Origin of the sequence: Paracoccus sp. (in: a-proteobacteria) (assembly GCF_047605025.1) — a bacterium.
Classification (GTDB): Bacteria; Pseudomonadota; Alphaproteobacteria; order Rhodobacterales; family Rhodobacteraceae; genus Paracoccus.
The window spans coordinates 1-20,951 of record NZ_JASGGO010000024.1 but is presented as its reverse complement, the minus strand read 5'-3'; the positions used below and the strand labels follow the sequence as shown (position 1 = coordinate 20,951).

The 20,951-nt window shown below is 67.4% G+C and carries 18 protein-coding genes; 12 read left to right on the top strand and 6 right to left on the bottom strand.

Annotated features, from left to right (window positions below; translation table 11 throughout):
• The 4 genes from QM682_RS13685 to QM682_RS13670 all read left to right on the top strand — a co-directional run bounded on the left by QM682_RS13685 (position 1) and on the right by QM682_RS13670 (position 6,155).
• Positions 1 to 1,704: a dipeptide ABC transporter ATP-binding protein gene (locus tag QM682_RS13685; protein WP_415130662.1), complete on the top strand. Its 1,704-nt coding sequence runs from the start codon at positions 1 to 3 to the stop codon at positions 1,702 to 1,704.
• Positions 1,697 to 2,332: a cysteine hydrolase family protein gene (locus QM682_RS13680; protein WP_415130660.1), complete on the top strand. Its 636-nt coding sequence runs from the start codon at positions 1,697 to 1,699 to the stop codon at positions 2,330 to 2,332. The genes QM682_RS13685 and QM682_RS13680 overlap by 8 nt, the downstream gene beginning before the upstream one ends.
• Positions 2,329 to 3,636, top strand: a complete 1,308-nt coding sequence (locus QM682_RS13675) for a glutamine synthetase (protein ID WP_415130658.1) — start codon at positions 2,329 to 2,331, stop codon at positions 3,634 to 3,636. The genes QM682_RS13680 and QM682_RS13675 overlap by 4 nt, the downstream gene beginning before the upstream one ends.
• Positions 3,637 to 4,073: 437 nt before the next feature.
• Positions 4,074 to 6,155 (top strand): TonB-dependent siderophore receptor, encoded by a 2,082-nt coding sequence (locus QM682_RS13670; protein WP_415130656.1) that lies wholly within the window; start codon positions 4,074 to 4,076, stop codon positions 6,153 to 6,155.
• Between the two features lie 227 nt (positions 6,156 to 6,382).
• Here QM682_RS13670 and QM682_RS13665 read toward each other — a convergent pair whose 3' ends face one another.
• The 5 genes from QM682_RS13665 to QM682_RS13645 form a co-directional block, all read right to left on the bottom strand.
• Positions 6,383 to 7,759, bottom strand: a complete 1,377-nt coding sequence (locus tag QM682_RS13665) for an efflux transporter outer membrane subunit (protein ID WP_415130654.1) — start codon at positions 7,757 to 7,759, stop codon at positions 6,383 to 6,385.
• A complete protein-coding gene (locus QM682_RS13660; RefSeq protein ID WP_415130652.1) occupies positions 7,756 to 10,860 on the bottom strand; it encodes an efflux RND transporter permease subunit in 3,105 nt (1,034 codons plus the stop codon). Before QM682_RS13660 ends, QM682_RS13665 begins: the two co-directional genes overlap by 4 nt.
• Before the next feature lie 6 nt (positions 10,861 to 10,866).
• Positions 10,867 to 12,066, bottom strand: coding sequence for an efflux RND transporter periplasmic adaptor subunit (locus QM682_RS13655; protein WP_415130650.1), 1,200 nt, complete (start codon positions 12,064 to 12,066; stop codon positions 10,867 to 10,869).
• Positions 12,067 to 12,135: 69 nt separating this feature from the next.
• Positions 12,136 to 12,342 carry a hypothetical protein gene (locus QM682_RS13650; RefSeq protein ID WP_415130648.1) on the bottom strand — a complete coding sequence of 69 codons (207 nt, stop codon included), beginning with the start codon at positions 12,340 to 12,342 and terminating at the stop codon, positions 12,136 to 12,138.
• Between the two features lie 468 nt (positions 12,343 to 12,810).
• Entirely contained in the window at positions 12,811 to 13,848 is a 1,038-nt protein-coding gene (locus QM682_RS13645; protein WP_415130646.1) for a LacI family DNA-binding transcriptional regulator, read from the bottom strand.
• Positions 13,849 to 14,067: 219 nt separating this feature from the next.
• On the opposite strand from QM682_RS13645, the gene QM682_RS13640 reads away from it, so the two are divergent.
• The 8 genes from QM682_RS13640 to QM682_RS13605 all read left to right on the top strand — a co-directional run bounded on the left by QM682_RS13640 (position 14,068) and on the right by QM682_RS13605 (position 20,193).
• Positions 14,068 to 14,379 carry a hypothetical protein gene (locus QM682_RS13640; RefSeq protein WP_415130644.1) on the top strand — a complete coding sequence of 104 codons (312 nt, stop codon included), beginning with the start codon at positions 14,068 to 14,070 and terminating at the stop codon, positions 14,377 to 14,379.
• 105 nt (positions 14,380 to 14,484) lie between these two features.
• Positions 14,485 to 14,799, top strand: coding sequence for an ABC transporter permease (locus QM682_RS13635; RefSeq protein WP_415130642.1), 315 nt, complete (start codon positions 14,485 to 14,487; stop codon positions 14,797 to 14,799).
• 5 nt (positions 14,800 to 14,804) lie between these two features.
• A complete protein-coding gene (locus QM682_RS13630; RefSeq protein ID WP_415130640.1) occupies positions 14,805 to 15,404 on the top strand; it encodes an ABC transporter ATP-binding protein in 600 nt (199 codons plus the stop codon).
• Positions 15,385 to 15,579 (top strand): hypothetical protein, encoded by a 195-nt coding sequence (locus tag QM682_RS13625; RefSeq protein ID WP_415130638.1) that lies wholly within the window; start codon positions 15,385 to 15,387, stop codon positions 15,577 to 15,579. Before QM682_RS13630 ends, QM682_RS13625 begins: the two co-directional genes overlap by 20 nt.
• Positions 15,580 to 15,700: 121 nt before the next feature.
• The gene (locus QM682_RS13620) at positions 15,701 to 16,546 is read left to right on the top strand and encodes an ABC transporter substrate-binding protein (protein WP_415130636.1); all 846 of its coding nucleotides are present in this window, start codon (positions 15,701 to 15,703) and stop codon (positions 16,544 to 16,546) included.
• Between the two features lie 119 nt (positions 16,547 to 16,665).
• Entirely contained in the window at positions 16,666 to 18,039 is a 1,374-nt protein-coding gene (locus QM682_RS13615; protein WP_415130634.1) for an amidohydrolase family protein, read from the top strand.
• Positions 18,036 to 18,740 carry a sulfite exporter TauE/SafE family protein gene (locus tag QM682_RS13610; protein ID WP_415130632.1) on the top strand — a complete coding sequence of 235 codons (705 nt, stop codon included), beginning with the start codon at positions 18,036 to 18,038 and terminating at the stop codon, positions 18,738 to 18,740. The genes QM682_RS13615 and QM682_RS13610 overlap by 4 nt, the downstream gene beginning before the upstream one ends.
• 394 nt (positions 18,741 to 19,134) lie before the next feature.
• Positions 19,135 to 20,193, top strand: a complete 1,059-nt coding sequence (locus QM682_RS13605) for a siderophore-interacting protein (RefSeq protein ID WP_415130630.1) — start codon at positions 19,135 to 19,137, stop codon at positions 20,191 to 20,193.
• On the opposite strand, the gene QM682_RS13600 is transcribed toward QM682_RS13605, so the two are convergent.
• Complete coding sequence (locus QM682_RS13600) at positions 20,171 to 20,899, bottom strand: ABC transporter ATP-binding protein (RefSeq protein ID WP_415130748.1); 729 nt, start codon at positions 20,897 to 20,899, stop codon at positions 20,171 to 20,173. The genes QM682_RS13605 and QM682_RS13600 overlap by 23 nt on opposite strands.
• Positions 20,900 to 20,951 lie beyond the last annotated feature (52 nt).

Below are 20,951 nucleotides of genomic sequence, written 5' to 3'. Positions count from 1 at the left end.
ATGGCAGCCGTGCTTGAAATCGAAGGGCTGCGGATCGAATACCCCTCGCGCCGTGGGGTGACCATCGCGGTGCATGATGTCAGCCTGTCCATCGGGCCGGGCGAAATCCTGGGCGTGGTGGGCGAAAGCGGCGCCGGCAAATCCACCATCGGCGCGGCGATCACCGGGCTTTTGCAGCCGCCGGGCCGGATCGCCGCCGGCACCATCCGCCTTCAGGGCGACCTGATCGACGCCACCGATGCCCGCGCCATGCGCGCGCTGCGCGGCAAGCGGATTTCGACCATCTTTCAGGACCCGCTGACCAGCCTGAACCCGCTTTTCACCATCGAGCGGCAGTTGACCGATACCATCCGCACCCACCGCCCCATGTCCCTGACGGAGGCGCGGGCCGAGGCTGTGCGCTTGCTCGATGCCGTGGGCATCCCGGACCCTGCGCGGCGGGTGAAGAACTGGCCGCACGAGTTTTCCGGCGGCATGCGGCAGCGGGTGGTGATCGCGCTGGCGCTGTGCTCGAACCCCGAACTGATCATCGCGGATGAGCCGACGACGGCGCTGGACGTGTCGGTGCAGGCGCAGATTCTGGACCTGATCCGCGAACTGGCGGTGCGGCGCAATCTGGGCGTGATGCTGGTCACCCACGACATGGGGGTGATCGCGCAGGTCACCAACCGCGTGGCGGTGATGCAGGCCGGCAAGCTGGTCGAACTGGGCGAGACGCGGCAGATTCTGGAGGAGCCGGCCCATCCCTATAGCAAGGCGCTGATCTCGGTCGTGCCGCGCATGGATGTGAAGCGCGACCGCTTTCCGGTGGCGGGCCTCGGCGCCGGCGTGGACGAGGCGCTGGAGTGGCTGGCGGGCGGCAAGGCGCACCGGCCCGATCCCGACAAGGCGCTGGTCGAACTGCGGGATGTGGGCATGGTCTATGGCGCCGCGCGCGGGCTGTTTCGCAAGAACGCCGGCTTTGCCGCGCTGTCGGGCATCGCGCTACGCATCGGGCAGGGCGAGGTGCTGGGGCTGGCCGGCGAAAGCGGCTCGGGCAAGTCCACCATGGCGCGCATCCTTGCCGGGCTGACACCGCCCAGCACGGGGCGGATGGTCTTTGGCGGGCAGGATGTCTTTGCCGCCTCGGGCGAGGCGCGGGCGGAAATCCGGCGCCAGACGCAGATGGTGTTTCAGGATCCCTATTCCTCGCTGAACCCGCGCATGAGCGTGGGCAACATCCTGGCCGAGCCGTTGCTTCAGCACCGTTTCGTGGCGGGTGCTGGTGCCGCGCGCCCGGTCGTCGCGCAGCTTCTGGCGGCGGTGGGGCTGGCGCCCGATGCCGCGCGGCGTTACCCGCACGCCTTTTCTGGCGGGCAGCGGCAGCGGATCTCCATCGCCCGCGCCCTGGCCAGCCGCCCGCGCTTCCTGATCTGCGACGAGCCGACCTCGGCGCTGGACGTGTCGATCCAGGCGCAGATCCTGAACCTGATGAAGGACTTGCAGGAACGGCTGGGCCTGACCATCCTGTTCATCAGCCACGACCTGCCGGTGGTGCGCCAGATGTGCGACCGCGTGGCCGTGCTGCAAGGCGGCAAGCTGCGCGAGGTCGCGCCGACCGAGCAACTGTTCCTGTCCCCGCGCGACAGCTATGTCCAGCAGCTTCTGTCGCTGATCCCCGCCATGCCCGCCAACGCCTTCACCGACGGAGCCACCCATGCCTGACCCGATCCCCGCCCGCGACGCGGCCTTCCCGCCCGGCGCCACGGCGCTGCTGCTGGTGGACATGCAGCGCATCTGGCTGGACCCGGCCTATGCCGAGGACCAGGATCATGCCGATTTCTACCACGAGACCGCCGCCGTCACCGTGCCCAATTGCAAGGCGCTGGTCGCGGCGGCGCGGGCCTCCGGCGTCGAGGTCCTGCACACCATCATCCAAAGCCTGACGGAGGATGGCCGCGACCGCTCGCTGGATCACAAGATGACTCCGATCCACCTGGCGCGCTCCGACCCGCGCGGGCTGCCGGTCCTCAGCCTGATGCCGGCGGGGGATGAGATCATGCTGCCCAAGACCTCATCGGGGGTCTTCAACTCGACCAATATCGACTATGTGCTGCGCAATCTGGGGGTGCGCACGCTGGTGGTCTGCGGGATCATGACCGACCAATGCGTCGACATGGCGGTGCGCGATGCCGCCGACCGGGGCTATGTCGTCGTGGTGCCGGCGGATGCCTGCTTCGCCGCCACCCGTGCCCGGCATGAACAGGCACTGTCCGCCTTCGGCGGCTATTGCTGGCGCACCGATACCGCAACCGTCGCCGACCGTTTCCGCAAGATGAGAGAACGCGCATGACCGTCAACCTTGCCGCCATCGTCACCACCGACCTTAGCGCCGTGACCCGTGGCCGCTTCCTGCCGGCGGACAGGATCGAGGCCGCCGCGCGGACCGGCATCGGCTGGGTGCCGGCCAATATCTCGCTGAAGCCCGACGGGCAGATCGTCGCGGACAACCCGTGGGGATCGTCGGGCGATCTGCGGGTGCTGCCCGACCTGAAGGCGCGCGCCGTGACCGCCATGACCGGGGCGCCGACGCCCTTCGACATGACGCCCGGCGACATCGTGACGCTGGACGGGCAACCGTGGTCGGCCTGCACCCGCTCGGCCCTCAAGGCGGCGGTGGCGGCGTTCGAGGCCGAGACCGGGCTGCGCCTGCTGTCCTCGTTCGAGCAAGAGTTCCAACTGCTCGACACCGGCCTGCCGGATGCGCATGTGTTCTCATATCGTGCGCTGCGCCGGGCCGAGCCTTTCGCGGGCCGCTATTTCGCCGCCTTGCAGCAGGCCGGCATGGACCCCGAGGTCATCATCGCCGAATACGGCCGCGACCAATATGAGATCACCAGCGGCCCCACCGATCCGCTGACCGCCGCCGACCGCGCGGTGATCATCCGCGAAATCACGCATGAGATGGCGCGGATCCAGGATTGGCGCGCGACCTTCGCCCCCAAGACCCACCCGGAGGCCGCCGGCAACGGCGTGCATATCCATTTCAGTCTGGTGGATGCGGCGGGCAATCCGGCGGGCTTCGACGCCTCGCGTCCGGGGCGGCTGTCGCCGGTGGCGGCGGCATTCTGCGGCGGCATCCTTGAGCATATGCGGTCGATCCTGGCGCTGACGGCATCCAGCCCGTCCTCGTATCTGCGGCTGCGCCCGCATAACTGGTCCTCGGCCTGGACCTGGCTGGGAGAGCGCGACCGCGAGGCCAGCCTGCGCATCTGCCCCACGGTCGAGATCGGCGGGCGCGATCCCGCGCGGCAGTTCAATGTGGAATACCGCGCGGCGGATGCGACGGCGAACCCCTATCTGGCGCTGGCGGCGCTGATCCGCGCCGGCCTGGACGGCATCCGCAAGGGGGCCGCGCCGCCGGTCTTCTCTGGCGACCCCGAGGCGCTGAGCGAGGCCGAGCGGGGCGCCCTGGGCCTTCATCGCCTGCCCACCACGCTTGAGGCGGCGCTGGCGGCCTTGCAGGCGGGCGCGGCGTGCGACTGGTTCGCGCCGGAACTGCTGGAAAGTTTCGCCGGAATCAAGCGCGACGAATGCCTGGCCGCCGCCGGGCGCGACGATGCAGAGAATTGCGCGCTTTGCGCCCGGTGGTATTAAGCGGAAGACAGCCGCCATCCCGGCGCGCGCCCAAGGATTTCCATTGGCTGCCATTCCGATGAATGCCCGCCCCGCTACACCCTTCGGCGGTGCTTTCAGCGCGGATGCCGCCCCGATCAGCCTGTCGCCAAACCCGAAGCGCGTCGGGACCGCAACGCGTCCGCTTCGGGCCGGTAGCGGCGGGCCGTGGTGTGGCCTTTGCTGCGGTCGCGGCAATATTGCTTGATATTGCTGAATATTTCGAAAGGTAAAAACGGGGGATAACCCGCGATTTCCCGGCGGAGGACGGGCGCCGGCGGCTTGATCCCCTTTGTTTTTCGGGTGTAGGCGACGAAATTACTCGGGTGATCGCCCGCCATCCAAAACGAAGCGGAACTATTTCCATGACGCGCACCGGCCCTTCGCTGGCATATGCCTCTATTCTGGCAAGCACTTGCATGTTCACGGCCCTTCAGGCCCGCGCCCAGGACGCCGGACAGGTCGTGCTGGACATGGTTACCCTGCGGGCCACCTATGAGACCGAGGGCACCGGCAGCTATACCACCGATCAGGTCAGCGTCGGCGACAAGGACACCCGCGCCCCGCGCGAGATCCCGCAATCGACCACCGTGCTGACCCGCGAGCGGCTTGAGGACGGCAATTTCACCTCGCTGGATACAGCGATGCGCAAGACGCCGGGCATCGTGGTGATGACCAATGACGATGGCCGCTCGTCGCTTTATTCGCGCGGGTTCGAGTTCGACTCGCTTTATCTCAACGGGTTGCCGACGCCGCTGACCAGCATCTATGGGACGCAGGCCGACATGGCGACGGTCGATCATGTCGAGATCCTGCGCGGTCCCTCGGGTCTGTTCACCGGCTCGGGCGAGCCGTCGGGCGCTATCAACATGCGCCTGAAACAGGCCCAGCAAGAGCGCGCCTTTCGCTTCAGCTCCGAGGTCGGGTCCTGGAACAATCGCCGCGTCGAGGCCGACTTGACCGGCAAGCTGAACGAAAGCGGCACGGTTCGCGGCCGCCTGGTCGCCGCCTATGGGGACAAGGATTCCTGGGTCGACGGCGTGACGAACGAAAGCCGCGTGCTTTACGGCACCATTGCCGCCGATCTGACGCCGGACACGACGGCGACCTTCTCGGTCAACCACCGCAAGCGCGACATCACGCCCTTCAACGGACTGCCCACGGATACGGACGGCAATCTGCTGGATGTCTCGCGCTCGACCTATACCGGCGCGGATTGGAATCGGTTCGAAAACGAGGTGACCGACTATATCGCCGAATTGGAGCATCGCTTCCAGGATGGCGGCCACCTTAAGGTCTCGGCGCTTTATTCGACGGTCGACGCGAATTTCCTTTATGGCTACGCGGCAGGGTCGGCGGCGGCGGATGGCACCGTCAGCGGCATGCGCTATCTCTACCGCGACTTCGATCAGCACGCGCTGTCGCTGGATGCCCATATCAGCAAGCCGTTCCAGTGGTTCGGCCTGGAAAACAACCTGATCGTGGGCATCGACCACCGCCGTGAAGACAGCACCATGTATAGCGGATCGGGGCTGATTTCGGGGACTTTCGACCTGGACGACTGGAACAGTTCGGTCGCGGTCCCGGATGCCAGCTTCTCGACCAAGCAAGAGAGCGATGTGCGGCAGACCGGGCTTTACACGCAATGGCGGGTCAAGCCCTCGGATGACTGGACGCTGATCGCCGGCGGGCGCATGAGCTGGTATCAGGGCGAGGTGCGCACCACCACCCTGTCGAGCGGCTCGGTCGCGACCAGCAAGGTCAAGGAAAAGGGTGAGTTCACCCCCTATCTGGGCGTGATCAAGGACATCAGCGCGACGACATCGGTCTATGCCAGCTATACCGAGATCTTTCAGCCGCAGAACGTGACCGATGCCTCGGGCGATGTGCTGAAGCCGCGCACCGGGCGGCAATACGAGATCGGCCTGAAGTCGGAAATCCTGCCCGGCGTGAACGCCTCGGCCGCCTATTTCGATCTCAAGGATGAGAACCGCGCCGTTTCGGACACCGAAAACAGCGGCTATTACCTGGCCCAGGGCAAGGCGCATATGCGCGGGGTCGAGCTTGAGGCAAGCGGCTCTCCGTTGCCGGGATGGGAACTGACGGCGGGCTATACCTATACCGACTCGGAGTTTCAGGATACCGCCACGGCGGCGGGGTCCGAATTCTATTCGCCGCGCCACATGCTGCAACTCTGGTCGAAATACCGCTTCCAGCAACCCGGCTGGGACCGGCTGCAACTTGGCGCGGGCATCAAGGCGTTCAGCAGCTTCAAGAACGTGACGCGCACCGCCGCAGGAACGTCCAGCACCGTCGAGGCGCCCGGCTATGCCGTGGTCGATCTGATGGCCAGCTATGACATCACCCAGCAGGTGGCCGCTTCGGTAAGCGTCAACAACGTCTTCGACAAATCCTATTACGAGCGTGTCGGCGGAACCTCGGTCTTCAACTTCTACGGAGAGCCGCGCAGCGTGAACTTCAAGCTTTCCGCGAAGTTCTAAGCGATGGCCGGCCGCGCATGTCGCGGCCGCCCTGTTCCCTATCGTCGCGCCGCAAGCCGACTGGGCCGACCGCCCCTTTCTTGCCCGGTATTCCGCCGCTTAAGGATCGCGCCAGATTGGCTGGGCCAAGCCTTGAGATGGCACCTTCATCGGGCTGGATTTCCACAAGCCGGCCATTTCGGCCCCGGTCGCGCAGGCGACCGGGGCCTTGCTTGCCGAACGGGGCCTTACTTGCCGACCAGCACCACCTCGCCCGCGCCCGCGCCCGTCGCGATCTGCAACGCGGCCCATTCCTTGGCCGCCTGATTGCGGGCCGATGCGGCCGAAAGCCGGGCGCTGGCCGTCGAGCGGTCGGAATCCAGCAGATCCAGCAGCGCCAGTTCGCCCTCGGCAAAGCTTGTCCGGGCCAGCCGATAGGCGCGGTCGTAAGCGGTCGCGGCACTGTCCAGCGCCGTTGTCTGCTGGCGGTAACGGCGCAGGTTGGATTGCGCGACCTGCACGTCCTCGACCGCCTGCGATACGCTGGCGCGCCAGTCGATCTCGGCCTCGCGCGCCTCGGCGATGCGGCGCGCGCGGGTGGCTTGCAGCGCGCTCTGGTTCAGCACGGGAAACGAGATCGCCGGGCCGAAGCCCCAGGTCTTGGCCCCGCCGCTTTCGCTGACCGAACCCGTCAGCGTCAGCGAGGGCAGCAGATCGGCCGTCGCCACGCCCACGGCCGCCAGCGCCGCGGCCAGGTCGTATTCGGCCGACCGCACATCGGGCCGGTTGCGCAGCAGATCCGCCGGCACGCCGGCGCGGGCGCTGCCGGGAATGCGGGGCTGGCCCGAGCCGCGCCGCATCAACGCCCGCACCGAGGCGGCCGGTTCATTGAGCAGCGTCGCGATGCTGAACAGTTCGGCGTCGAACTGCGCCTGATAGCCCGGTATATCGGCCCGCGCGGCGGCCAGAAGCGCCTGGGCCTGGGCCAGGTCGAATTCGCTGACCACGCCGAACTCGCGCTGCTCGCGGGTGATGCGGACGGTTTCCTCGCGGCTTGAGACCGTCTGCCGGGTCAGCGCCAAAGCCTGCTGGTAATAGCGCGCGTCGCTATAGGCGTCGATCAGCTCGGCGATCCAGGCCAGCCGCGCCGTGCCCAGATCCGCCTTGGCGGCCTCAAGGCTGGCCGCCGCGCCTTGCCTTTCGCGCCGGGCGCCGCCGAACAGGTCGAAGACGAAAGCCGCGCTGAGACTGGAGGTGTTGACGTTCTGCACCTGCCCGCCCGAGGTCGAGCCGCGTTCGCGCGTCGCATCGGCCGTGCCGGAGGTCTGGGCCGCAAGCGCCCCCGTGCCGCGCAGATCGGCGGCGGCCGCGCGGATACGTTCGCGCGCGGCGGCTTCGTCCAGGTTCTGCTTCAGGCCGCGCGCGATCAACTCGTTCAGCGCCGGATCGCGGTATTCGGCCCAGAAGGCGCGATTGGCGACCTTGCCGGCCGGTGCCGTCCCGCCCGCGTCGAATGTGGCGGGCAGGGGGATCGCGGGGCGTGCGTCTGGATCGGGTCCGACCGCCGCGCAGCCCGCCGCCATAAGCAGCAGCGCCGGGCCGAAAAAGCGAATGGGGGAAATCACGTCTTGGCTCTCTTGCTGGTGAAATATTGCACGGTCCGAAGCACCGCGACATAGAAGACGGCGACCAGGAAGATGCCGACCACGGCGGATGCCGCGATGCCCCCCAGCACGCCGATGCCGATGGATTGCTGCGCGGCCGCGCCCGCGCCGCTGGCCAGCGCCAAAGGCAGCACGCCCAGCATGAAGGCCAGCGTCGTCATCAGGATGGGCCGCAGCCTCATGCGCGAGGCCGTGACCGCCGCTTCCAGCAGGGGCTTGCCCTGGCGGTGCAGCATTTCGGCGAACTCCACGATCAGGATGGCGTTGCGCGCGGCAAGCCCGATCGTCGTCAGCAGGCCGACCTTGAAATAGACATCGTTCGACTGGTCGAAGACCAGCGCCGCCGCCATGGCGCCGACGATGCCGATGGGCACCGTCATCATCACCGACAGCGGCACCGACCAGCTTTCGTAAAGCGCCGCCAGCGCCAGGAACACCACCAAAGCCGACAGCGCGAACAGCATCGGCGCCTGGTTGCCCGACAGCCGTTCCTGATAGGACAGCCCCGTCCAGGCGGTGCCATAGCCGCCATCCATGCCCGCGACCAGTTCCTGCATCACATCCATCGCGGTCCCGGACGAGACGCCCTGCGCCGCCGCGCCCGAGATTTCCATCGAGCGCGTGCCGCCATAGCGCGCCAGGCTCTGCGCCTGTTCGGCCCATGCCTGGCTGGTGAAGGCGGCGAAGGACACCATCTCGTCGTCGCTGTTCTTGACATACCATTTCTCGATGTCGTCGGGCTGCATCCGCGCCTCGGCCGCGCCCTGGACGATCACGGGGCGCAGTTCGGACCCCAGCGAGAAATCGTTCACGTTCGAACTGGCGAAGATGATGGAGAGCGTCTCGTTCAGATCCGAGATGGTCAGCCCATAGGCGGTCGCCTTCTGCTGGTCGATGTCGATCCTGCGCGAGGTCTCGAACGCGGCCTCGTTGCCTTTCAGGCTGGTGACGCGGCCGTCCGCCGTGGCCTTCTTGACCAGTTCGTCGGCCGCGCTTGCCAGAGCCGCCTGTCCATTGCCCGCCTGGTCGATCAACTGCATGGTGAAGCCGGCGGTATTGCCCATGCCCTGGATCGCGGGCGGCTGCATGAAGAAGACCCGCCCGTTGCGGCTAGACATGAAGCGCATGTTGCCCCGCGTCGCCATCGAGGCGGCGTCCAGGCCCTGGCGCTGGTCGAAATCCTTCAGCTTGACGAAGACCATCGCATTGCGCTGTCCGGTGCCGCCGAAGCCGAAGCCAAGCGCGGCGAAGACGCTTTCGGCGGTGTCGGTTTCCTCGGTCAGCACATATTGCTCGATCTCCTCGACCAGTGCCTGGGTGCGGGCGGCGGTCGAGCCCTCGGGGGTCTCGACCATGACCATCAGCACGCCCTGGTCCTCGGACGGCAGGAACGAGCCGGGCAGCTTCTGGTATAGCATGTATGCCCCGGCGCCGAAGGCCAGCAGCACGACCAGAAAGCGGAAGGGCCGGCGCACAAAGGCGCCCACCGCCCCGGCATAGCCGTTCGTGGCCCGGTCCAGGTTGCGGTTGAACCAGCGCGCGGGCGCGATGCCGCCGCCATGGACGCGCGGCCTCAGCAGCGTGGCGCACATGGCCGGCGTCAGGATCAGCGCCACCGCCAGCGACAGCACCATGGCCGAGATGATGGTGACCGAGAATTGCCGATAGATCACCCCGGTCGAGCCGGACATGAAGGCCATCGGCAAAAACACCGCCGACAGGACCAGCACGATGCCGACCAGCGCCGAGGAAATCTCGTCCATGCTCTTTTCGGTCGCCTCGACCGGGCCGATGCCTTCTTCCTCCATCACCCGCTCGACGTTCTCGACCACGACGATGGCGTCGTCGACCAAAAGGCCGATGGCCAGCACCATGGCGAACATGGTCAGCGTGTTGATGGACATGTCGAAAAAGGACAGCACGCCGAAAGTGCCCAAAAGCACTACCGGGATCGCCAGGGTCGGGATCAGCGTCGCCCGCCAGCTTTGCAGAAAGACCAGGATCACCAGGAAGACCAGCGCCACCGCCTCGATCAGCGTGTGATAGACTTGGTTGATGGATTCCTCGACAAAGGGTGAGGTATCGTAGGGATAGACGATCTTGACGCCCGCCGGCAGCGAGGATTGCAGCCCCGCCAGCACGTCGCGCACCGCCGCGGCCGTGTCCACCGCATTCGCGCCGGTGGCCAGGTTCACGCCGAAGCCCGCCGCCGGGTGGCCGTTATAGCGCGAGGAACTGCCGTAATCCTCTTGCCCGATCTCGATACGGGCCACATCGCCCAGAAAGACGGTGGCGCCGTCGCTGTCGGTGCGCAGCAGGATACGCTCGAACTCGCGCACCGAGGTCAGCTGCGACTGCGCCGAAAGCGCCACGTTCAACTGCTGGCCCTTGACCGTCGGCTGGCTGCCAAGGCTGCCCACGGTGACGTTGGTGTTCTGCTCGCTGACCGCCGAAACCACGTCCGAGGGCGTGACCGCGTATTGCAGCATCCTGTCCGGGTCCAGCCAGATGCGCATCGCATAGCCTGAACTGAAGGTTTGCACCGACCCGACCCCGACGGTGCGCTTGACCGGATCCTCGATCACCTGCGCCACCAGATCGCCCAGTTCCAGCGAATTGTAGCTGCCATCGGTCGAGGTCAGCGCCCCCACCAGCAGGATCGATGAGGTCGAGCGCGTGACCGAAACGCCCGTGCTTTGCACGGCGTCGGGCAGTTGCGATGCCACCAGTTGCAGCTTGTTCTGCACCTGCACCTGGGCGATGTCGGCATCCACGCTGTCGTCGAAGGTCAGTTGGATCGTGCTTGACCCCTGTGATGAGGTCGAGGTCATATAGGTCAGCCCGTCAAGGCCGGTCATCCCGTCCTCGATGACCGTGGTCACCGAGTTTTCCACGATGTCGGGCGAGGCGCCGGTATAGGTCGCGCTGATGCGCACCGTGGTCGGCGCGATGTCGGGATATTGCGCGATGGGCAGGCTGGACAGGCCATAGACCCCGGCCAGCATGGTAATGATGGCCAGAACCCAGGCAAAGACCGGGCGGTGGATGAAAAAGCGTGCCATGCCGGATCACTCCGCCTGCTTCGCCGGCAGGTCGCGAACCACGCCGTTTTCGTCGATCTCGACCGCGGCCGGCGTGACGCTGGCGCCCTCGGTCAGGCCGGTCGAGCCGTTCACGATCAACTGCTCGCCCTCTTTCAGCCCGGCGGTGACGATCCAGCTGTTCTGATGCACGCCCTCCTCGGTCAGGGCGCGCTTCACCGCCTTGCCGTCCTCGGCCACCCAGGCCGAAAGCGTGCCGTCGCGGCCGCGCGTCGCGGCCATCTGCGGCACCAGGAACGCCTGGATCCGGCCTATCTCGATCCTGCCGCGCACGAACATGCCGGGCAGGATGCGATGTTCGGGGTTGTCGAAGCGAAAGCGGAAGTCGATGGCCCCGGTCGAGGTCGAGATGGTATAGCCCGGCGCGACCATCTCTCCGGTGGCGGCATAGGTCACGCCGTTTTCCAGCGTCAACTGGGCGTTCAGCGACTGGCTGCGCTGGATTTCGCCGGAATCCACCCGCTCGCGCATCCGTTGCAGCCGCGCCGATGGCTCATACATGTCCACGTCGATCGGATCCAGTTGGGTGACCGTCGCCAGCGCATCGCTTTGGCCCGAGGTCACCAGGTCGCCCGGCGAGACGTCGGCGACCGAGGGCAGCCCCTCCAGCGGACTGGTGATGGTGGTCCAGGACAGTTCCGCCTCGGCCGTGCGCAGGGCCGCCTCGGCCGCGCTGACGGCGGCGCGCGCCTGTTCCATCGTGGCCTGCGCCTCTTCCAGGGTCGCCTGGGTAGAGCCGGATCCCTGCAACTTGCGCGAGCGTTCATAGGCCGCCTCGGCCTGCGGCACGGCGGCTTTGGCCGAGGCGAGATTGGCGCGCGCCTCTTCGACAGCAGCCTCATAGGTGGTCGGGTCGATCTGGAACATCGGCTCGCCCACCTTGATCGTATGACCGGGTTTGTAAAGCACCCCGGTCACGAAGCCGTCGACGCGCGGGCGAATGTCCACCGAATCCCGCGCGACGGCCCGGCCGGGCAGGGTGCTGACCAGCGGCACGGATTCGGCCTTGATCGCGACCACCCCGACCTGCTTCGGCCCGGCCTGCGTCGATCCGGCCTGCGTCGATCCAGACGCGGGGGCCTGCTGCGCGACGGCCTGTCCCGCGACGGAAAGGGCGGTCAGGGCGATGCCCAGCCGGGCCAGCCAAAGAAGCGGTCGATAGGTCATAAGGTCATCCTTGGTCGAAAGCAGACGGCATGGTTCAGTCTGCCACATGTCGCTGCGCGGCGAGAGGTCTTATTTCCGCTCGGCCGCGCTGTTCCAAAGCACCCAAATCCAGAACGATCCGTTCAGCAGGGCGCCGATCCAGGCGCCGCGCTCGGCATGTCCGAAGCCCCAGCCGATCAGCGCGCAGACTTCGACGCTCAGGGCAAGGGACATGACGAACCAGACCGTGGCTCCCAACAGCCGTGTCAGCCAGTCGTCGTGCTGGTCCAGCGTCATCCGTCCCCTCCCCTCCGCTGCAAGACCGTCCGACCCGACCGCCCGGCAAGGGTGGCATGACACGGCACCATGCGCCGCCGGGCTTCGGAAGGGGGCTTGCTGGTCATTGTCGGTGTTCTGTCGCTTGTCCTCGGGTCGCAGCCTGTTGCCATCCGATGCCATGATGCCGCACTCGTGCCCCGGCGCACGCAGAGATTTGTAATGAATTGTTGCTGAGCGGGTGCGGGAAACCTTTTGTTGCAAATTTCCGCCCGCGCGAAACGTTCAGGCATGCGCGCGGCGAGTGGTGGAAACAAACGGGACCCGGATTGCGACGCGCCAAGAGGATGGGACCCCGCAAGAGGGTTCAGCCGCTGGAATCAGCCGGGGCCATGCGCCGGCAGGATGAAGCGCCCAGCCTCGGCGGCCCTGTGGCTGGCCATGATCGGCGGCAGGGGCGCGCGGCTTTCGGTGAATACCCGTCGCGCCTTAGCCTTCGCTTGCCCGGGTCGACGCCCTGGGGATCAACTCGGGCGGCGAGGCCGCCACGGTGGGCGGCTGGCCGCCGGTGCCGCCGATCAGGCTTGCCAGCCAGCGGGTGGCGATATCGGCGATTTCGTCCAGGTGCGGGTCGATGGCCGTCAGGGGGGGCTTTTCCATCCGGGCCCGCCAGCCATCGTATCGCGTCGCGACCATCACGTCATCGGGCACCCTTTTGCCCAGTTCGCGCAGGCCGCGCATGGCGCCCGTGGCGAAGGTATCGACCGGCACGAGCACGGCGTCCAGATCCGGGTCCAGCCGCATCGCCCGGTGGGCGGCGTGATACCCCCCGTCCTCGCCGCACGCCTCTTCGATGTGGATGACATGCGGGGTCATGCCGCGCTCGGCCGCGCGCTGCTCATAGATCTCGCGCATCACGGCATGGGACATGCGGTGTTCGGCGCCGACGATCAGCGGGAAACGCCGCGCGCCGCGCGCGAAAAGATGGTCGATCAGCAGCCGCGCGATCCGGCGATAGTCCAGATCCACATAAGGAAGCGCGGGATCGAAGCTTTGCCCGATGCAGATGACGGGCACCCCCCGCGCGCGAAGGGCCGCCAGGAAGGCATCCTCTCGCTGCGGTTCAAGGATAAGCGCGCCATCGACCGCGACATGCGCCAGCGCCTGTTCGGGCCGCGCCGCCGGCGGCACCAGAACCAGCGAAAGATCGTGCTCCAGCGCGAAGGTGGCGGCGGCCGAGGCGATTTCCATGAAGAAGCCCTGCCGCGAAGCGCCGCCCGAGATCGTCACCGGCATGGATGAGACCACCGCGATCAGGTTGGTCCTGCCGGTGCGGATGCTTTGCGCCGCCGTGTTCGGTCGATAGCCGAGGTCGCGAATCGCCTGTTCGATCCGTTCGCGGGTGGCGGGCTCGACCCGTCTTTTCCCGCTGAGCGCATTGGAGACCGTGGCCGGCGAGACCCCGGCCAGCCGCGCCACGTCGATGATGGTTGGCCGCCTGAGCGGGGTCTGGGGCACCTCATTCATCACGGGCACCACCTAATCTGCATGATCGCTGGGCAGTCCATGAAAGCCGAAAGAAAGACACGTCCAGTCAGCAAAACGTTTTTTCTGTTTAACGGCAAAGTGTTATCTGAATTAAAACGTTTTAACATGGAAATCGAACATGCGCGGAGCATTCACCAAACCCGTCGGACCCTGCGTCCGAAGCCCGGATGCGGGCACGGCACGACCGGCGGAGAGGGCATGATGGCCTGGCCCCGCAATACCCTGTGGAGGCTTGTCCGCCAGTCGGGGGCGGCGGTCTCCATCCTTTTCGTCCTGATGGTCTGGTCGCTTTTCGCCGCGCTGCATATCGCGCCGCCGGCGATCCTGCCCTCGCCCGCGGCGGTCTGGTCCGCGACGGCCGAGATGGCGGGCAAGGGCACGCTTGTGCTTGACCTTGGCGTGTCGCTGTCGCGCGCGGCCATCGTCTTTGCCATCGTCTTTGCCATCGTCTTTGCCATCGGCGCCAGCCTTGGCGTGCTGGTCGGGCTGCGACCGGGCGGATCGAGGTGATGCAGGTGCTGCTGGCCCCGGCCCTGACGCTTCTGCGGCCGATCCCGGCCATCGCGCTGGTGCCGCTGGCCATCGTCTGGTTCAACACCCATCACGGGATGCAATATGTCCCCTCTGCGCGCCTCGCGCTCGCTCGGGGTGTCGCGGATGCGCGAATCCCTGACCGTGATCGTTCCGGCGGCCGCGCCCTATATCCTTGCCGGCGTGCGGCTGGGCGTGGCGCTGGCCTTTCTCAGCCTGGTGGTGGCGGAACTGTCGGGGGCTTCCTCGGGGATCGGCTATCGCCTGCAAGAGGCGCGGCAATATATCCGCACCGACCGGATGTTCTCGCTTCTCATCATTCTGGGCATTCTTGGCGCGGTGATGGATGTGATCGTCCAGCGCATCGGGCAACGCCTCGTCCACTGGCAGCAGGGGTGAACGCCATGGCACCGCAGCAGACCCGCGGCCATGCCCGCATCGAGGAAGCCTCGATCACCTTCAACCTGCGCGGCGGCCCGATGCTCGCGCTGGCCCCCACCACGCTGGAACTGAAGCCCGGCAGCTTCACCGCGCTGATCGGCCCATCGGGCTGCTGCGAATCCACGCTGATGAACGCGGTGGCGGGCTTCGTTCCGCTGACCAGCGGGCGCATCGCCATCGACGGCCCGCCGATCACCGGCCCGTCGGACAAGGTGGGCGTGATCTTTCAGCAATACGCGCTGTTTCCCTGGTTCACCGCGCTCGACAACGTGCGCTTCGGGCTGAAGCGGCTGAAGCTGTCGAAATCCGAAGGGATGGACCGCGCCCGCGCCGCCATCGCCGAGGTCGGGCTGGAAAAGCACGCGCAGAAATACCCGCAGGAGCTTTCGGGCGGGATGAAGCAGCGCGTCGCCATCGCCCGCACCTTCGCCTTCGGGCCGCAGGTCATGCTGATGGACGAGCGCCTTCGGCGCGTTGGACGCGCAGACCCGGCTGGTCATGCACGATCTGCGGCTTGGCATCTGGGAAAAGCACAGGGCCACCGTGCTTTTCGTCACCCATGACGTGGACGAGGCGCTGATCCTGACCGACGACATCCAGCCCATGTCCTCGGGGCCGGGGCGGATCATCAGGCATTATCCGCTGACCACGCCGCGCCCGCGCAAGCTGAACCGCGGCAATGCCCATCTTCTGGAAACCCGCGACGAGATCATCGCGCTTCTGCACCCCTCCCATTGAACGAGGCCCATCATGCATATCCTGAAATCCCTCGCCGTGGTCGCGGCGCTGCTGCCGCTGCCGGCGCTGGCCGAGGACATCACCTGCGCCTGGAGCCCGAACCCCTCGACGCCGCAGGTCGATGCCGCAGGTCGATATCGCCATGGCCAAGGGCTATTGCGACGAGGCCGGGCTGAACGTGCGGATGATCCCCTTCGTTTCCTGGCGCGAGGCATTCGAGGCGCTGGTCGGCGGGCAGGCGGACGTGGCCTTCATGGCCGAATTCCCCGCCGCCACCGGCATCCTGACCGGCCAGCCCTTTTCCGTCATCGCCGACCTGACCCGCTATGAGGGGATGCGCATCATCACCAAGGGCGCGCCGCTTTCGGCGCCGGGGGATCTGGCGGGCAAGCGGATCGGCACCTCCATCGGCACCAATACCGACTACTATCTTTCGCAGGTGCTGGCCTCCGGCGATGTCCAGGCCGAGATCGTGAATGCGGCGGCCTCGGATCTGGTGGTGGCGCTGGCGCGCGGCGACGTGGATGCGATCACCTATTACGGCCCGGCGGCGGCGGCGCTTGGCGGTGATTACCGGGAATGGCGCGCACCGGGCTATCGGACCCATTACATCCTGGCGGTGAATTCCGGCATCGGCGACGGGAAGCTGGCGGCGATGCGGACCTTCCTGGGCGCGCTGGTCCGGGCGAATGCCGATGTCGCCGCCGATCCCGGCGCCGCGATGGATGCCACCGCCGCCGTCATGCAGGGCATCGTTGCGCGCGAGGCCCTTGACAGTCTTTGGGCCGACAGTTCTTTCGATATCAGGCTGGGTGCCGATCTGGCCGAGCTTCTGCATGGCGAGGCCGAATGGATCCTGTCGAAAGGGGTGATCCAGGGCGATCTGCCGACGGTCGAGACGGTCCGGTCCTTCATCGACCCAGCGCCCCTTGCCGCCATTGCGCCGGGGGCCGTGAAACTGGACTAAGCGCAGGGGGCATGCCCCCTTTCACCGATAGGACAAGACCGCCGGAGCCCGAACATGACGCCGATCCCGACCACACAGCCGGTTGCCGCCCCCCGATACGAGCCCGCCGGAGTCCGGGCATGACCGGCCTTCGCGAAGCCCTGACGGCCGGCGGCGGCCCGCTGATCCTGGCCCCCGGCCGCCTTTTCCTGGACAACGGCCCCGTGGCGGGGATGGCGGTCCTGGTCCGCGACGGCATCTTCGCCGGGATCGACAATCCCGCCGCGCTGGCCGGTCGGCACCCGCGGGCGCGCCGCGTCGATCTGCGGGGCCATCTGCTGATGCCGGGCTTCATCGACACGCATACCCATCTGACCCAATCGCTGGGCAAGTCGCTGGTCTTCGGCGAGCCATCCGAGATTTTCCGTCGCATCTGGGTGCCGCTCGAAGGCAGTCTTGACGAACATATGGTCTATCTCTCGGCGAAGCTGGCGGCGCTGGAATGCCTGCGCGGCGGGTTCACGGCCGCCGTCGATGCCGGGACGCGCTCGGCGGGTCATACCGGCCGGCTGGTCGATGCCGCGCGCGAGACCGGGCTGCGGCTGGTGGTCGCGCAGATCTGCAACGATCTGGGCGGTGCCGCGCTGTGCCCAGATCGCGACGCGATCCTGCGCATCGCCGGGGCGCATCTGGCCGCCTTCGCGGGCGACCGGCTGATCCGCCCCTCGCTGGCGATCTCGACCCCCGAGGCGGGCTCGGACTGGATGCTCCGGCGCATCTCGGACATGGCGGCCGAGGCGGGCGTGACCTTCCAGACCCATGTGAACGAACATCTGGTCGCGGTCGAGCGCGCGCTGGAACATCTGGCCCATATCGGCGCGCTGGGGCCGCAGACCCTGATCGCCCATTCGACGCTGATCACGCCCTCGGAGTTGAACCTTCTGCGCGACAGCGGCACGGCGGTCGCCTACAACCCCGTCGCTTCGGTCAGGAAGGGCAATGCCATCGCCCCGGCCTTGCAGATGCAGGCGCTTGGCATCCGCTTCGGGCTGGGCACGGGCGGGACGCGCGCCGACGGGTTCCGGCTGATGGACGCGGGCGAGACGATGCAGCGCGCGGGCCATGGCCTGGCTTCGGGCGACGGCTCATGCGGCGGCGGCCGGCTTTGGCTGGAGGCCGCGACGCGCATGGCCGCCGATGCCGCCGGGCTGGGCGCGGTGACGGGGCGGATCGCGCCGGGGCTGGCCGCCGATTTCCTGCTGGTCGATCTGGACCGGCCGGAATTCACCCCCTCGCACGACCTGACATGGGAACTGGTCCGCTATGGCAACCGCGACCAGATCGACGCGGTTTTCACCGATGGCCGGCTGCGGCTGCTGCATGGCTGGCCGGTCGACTGGGATGCCCGCGCGCTGATGCGGGAAATCCGCGAACGGGCCGCCCCGGCCATCGCCGCCGCCCCGATCACGCGCATCCATCCCGCCGCCGACAGCGTGCTGGGGGGGCGGGCGTGACGCTGTCGCTTCTGGGGCCGCTCTGGGCGGTGGCGGCGCTGGCCGCGCTGGTGCAGGGCACGGTGGGGATCGGCTTTGCGCTGATCGTGGCGCCGGTCTTTGCGCTGGCCGCGCCGGGCTATCTGCCGGTCACGCTGCTGATCCTGATGCTGCCGCTCAATGCCCATGTGGCCTTGCGTGAGCGGGGGGCGATCGACTGGCCGGGCACCGGCTGGATCACGCTTGGCCGTTTCGCGGGCACATTCGCGGGGCTGGCGCTGCTGCTGGCGCTCAGCCTGCGGCAGATGGAGATCGCGGTCGGGCTGTTCACCATCCTTGCCGCGCTGGTCGCGCTTTTCGCGCCCCCCTTCGCGCCGCGCCGGGGCACGTCCATCGGCGTGGGCCTGTTCACCGGCATCAGCGAGACCGCGACCGGGATCGGCGGCCCGCCGCTGGCGCTGCTTTACCAGCATGCCCCCGGCCCCCGACTGCGCGCGACGGTCGCGGCCTGCTTCCTGATCGGAGAGGTCCTTTCGCTTGTCGTGCTGGCCCTTGGCGGCAGGGTCTCGCGCGATCATCTGCTGGCCGCCGCGACGCTGGTTCCGGCTGTGCTGCTGGGCAGCGCCCTGTCGCGCCATGCCCATGCCCATGTCCCGGCGGCGGGTCTAAGATCGGCCGTTCTTGCCTTTTCGATCCTGGCCGGGGCCGTCCTGATCGTCTGACGCATGTAAGGCGTGATCCGGCTCCAGCACTTCCAACGATTGCAGGGGGCTTGGGCGGACCGTATTCACGAGGCGCGTCGCTTCAGCGCAAGCCATTGCATATGAATGCGGCGATCAATATCCTTTGAATTCTTGGGAAAGCCTTGATCATCCCATGATTTTAGCCGGATCGCGGCCCGCTTTGTCCATCGGCGCCCTTGCATCCCGGTCATGACGGCAAGGGGTTCGCGCCATGCCTGGGCGCGGATCGGCGGGCCGGGTCTTCATGCGGCGATCCGGGGCCTCGGCCGCGATCTGGATGGGTCGCGGAAATGCCCGGCTTGAACTGTTGCCGGGCTTGTCACAGGATATGCCTGTCGCCCCGCCCCCTGTAAGCGACCAACCTGGATTGGCCATGTCCCAGCTTGTTGCCTTGTTTCGAATTCCCGCCGATATCGGCATTCCGCTGTTATGCGAGCGGGCGGATGCCTTGGGCGCCCATGTCACGCGGGAAGAGGGCGGCGCCGAGGTCCAGGCCGCCGACGGCAGCATCATCGCGCGTCCGATGGCCGGAGGGGTCGAGCTGGCGCTCTCCGCCGAAAGCGATCAGGGGCTGCTGACATTGCGCGACGCCATCGACGGCTTTGCGATGCAGAACGGTTTTCCCGCGCCCGACTGGCGCCGCGCCCCCACGAATGCCGCCCCGAAAAGCCGTCTGATGACCGCCAGCCTGGTCGGGAAAACCCGCATCTCGCCTTCCTTTTGTCGGGTTCGGCTGGCCGGGGATTTCACGGCATTCACCAAGGGCGGCCTGCATTTCCGGCTGTTGCTGGGACCTGAGGGCGCGGCCTGGCCCACCGCCCGGGGCGAAGGGATCGACTGGCCCGGCGGCATCGACGCATGGCACCGCCCGCCTTACACCGTGCGCCGGGTCGGGGCCGGGGGCGATTGGCTGGATTTCGACATATTCCTGCATGAAGGGGGGCGGGTTTCGGAATGGTGCGACGCGGTCGCCCCGGGCGCGCGGGTCATGCTGACCGGCCCCGGCGGGCGAGGCGTGAAGCAGGCGGATTGGATGGGGATCATCGGGGATGAGACCGCGCTTCCCGTGATCATGCGCGCCATCGAGGCCGCATCGCCCGACGCCAAGGGCGAGGTTCGGATCCTGATTTCAGATCCTGCCGACAGCCAGCAGGTCGAGATCCCCGCCGGCATGGTGCTGCGCTGGGTCACGCGCGAAAAGGGCAGAACCCTTCCCGATCTGCTGGCCGGGCTGTCGCCGCCGGAAAGCGGCCGCTTTCTTTTCTTCGCGGGTGAACGCGCCGAGGCCGAGGCCGCCCGCCTTTGGGCGAAAGAGGCCGGCCTTGGCGCGGGGGAATTCCATGCCGCCGCTTACTGGACCAGGGGCTGGGTGCCGCCGGCCGCGCAAAGACAGGCCAGGGGCGCCGCGATCACGTCGGCAGGCGCGGGATGAATACCGGGCGGCCGCTGGCCGGGTCGCGCAGCACCGTGGCCTCGACGCCGAAGACCCGCGCCAGTATATCGGGCGACAAAGCCTGTTCCGGTGGACCGCAAGCCACGACGCGCCCGGATTGCAGCACGATGACATGATCGGCATGGCGCGCCGCCTGGTTCAGGTCGTGCAGGATCGCGACCACCGTGCGCCCCGCCGCGACCAGATCGCCGATCAGGCGCAGAATCTCCAGTTGATGGGACAGGTCCAGAAAAGAAGTCGGCTCGTCCAGAAGCAGGATGTCGCTTTCTTGTGCCAGCGCCATGGCGATCCAGGCCCGCTGGCGCTGCCCGCCCGACAGGGCATCCAGCGGCGCATCGGCCAGATCCGCCATGCCCGTCCGCGCCAGCGCGCGCATGCAGGCGGCGTGATCGGCGGCCGACCAGCGCGACAGCAGGCCGCGATGGGGGTGGCGGCCATGGGCGACCAGATCGCGGACCCGCAGCCCCTCGGGTGCCCGCGGGGCTTGTGGCAGCAGACCGATCCGCCGCGCCCTGGCCCGCGGCCCCCAGTCGGACAAAGGGCGGCCCTCTAGCGTGACCTGTCCCGAAACCGGCCTCGACATCCCCGAAAGCCCGCGCAGAAGCGTGGATTTGCCGCTGCCATTCGGCCCGGCCAGCACGGTGAATCTGCCGGGCGGTATATCGGCGCATAACCCCTTGACGATCGTAAGCGTGGAGCCATGCGCGTGGGTTACTGCCGTTTTGTTGGGGGTTTAT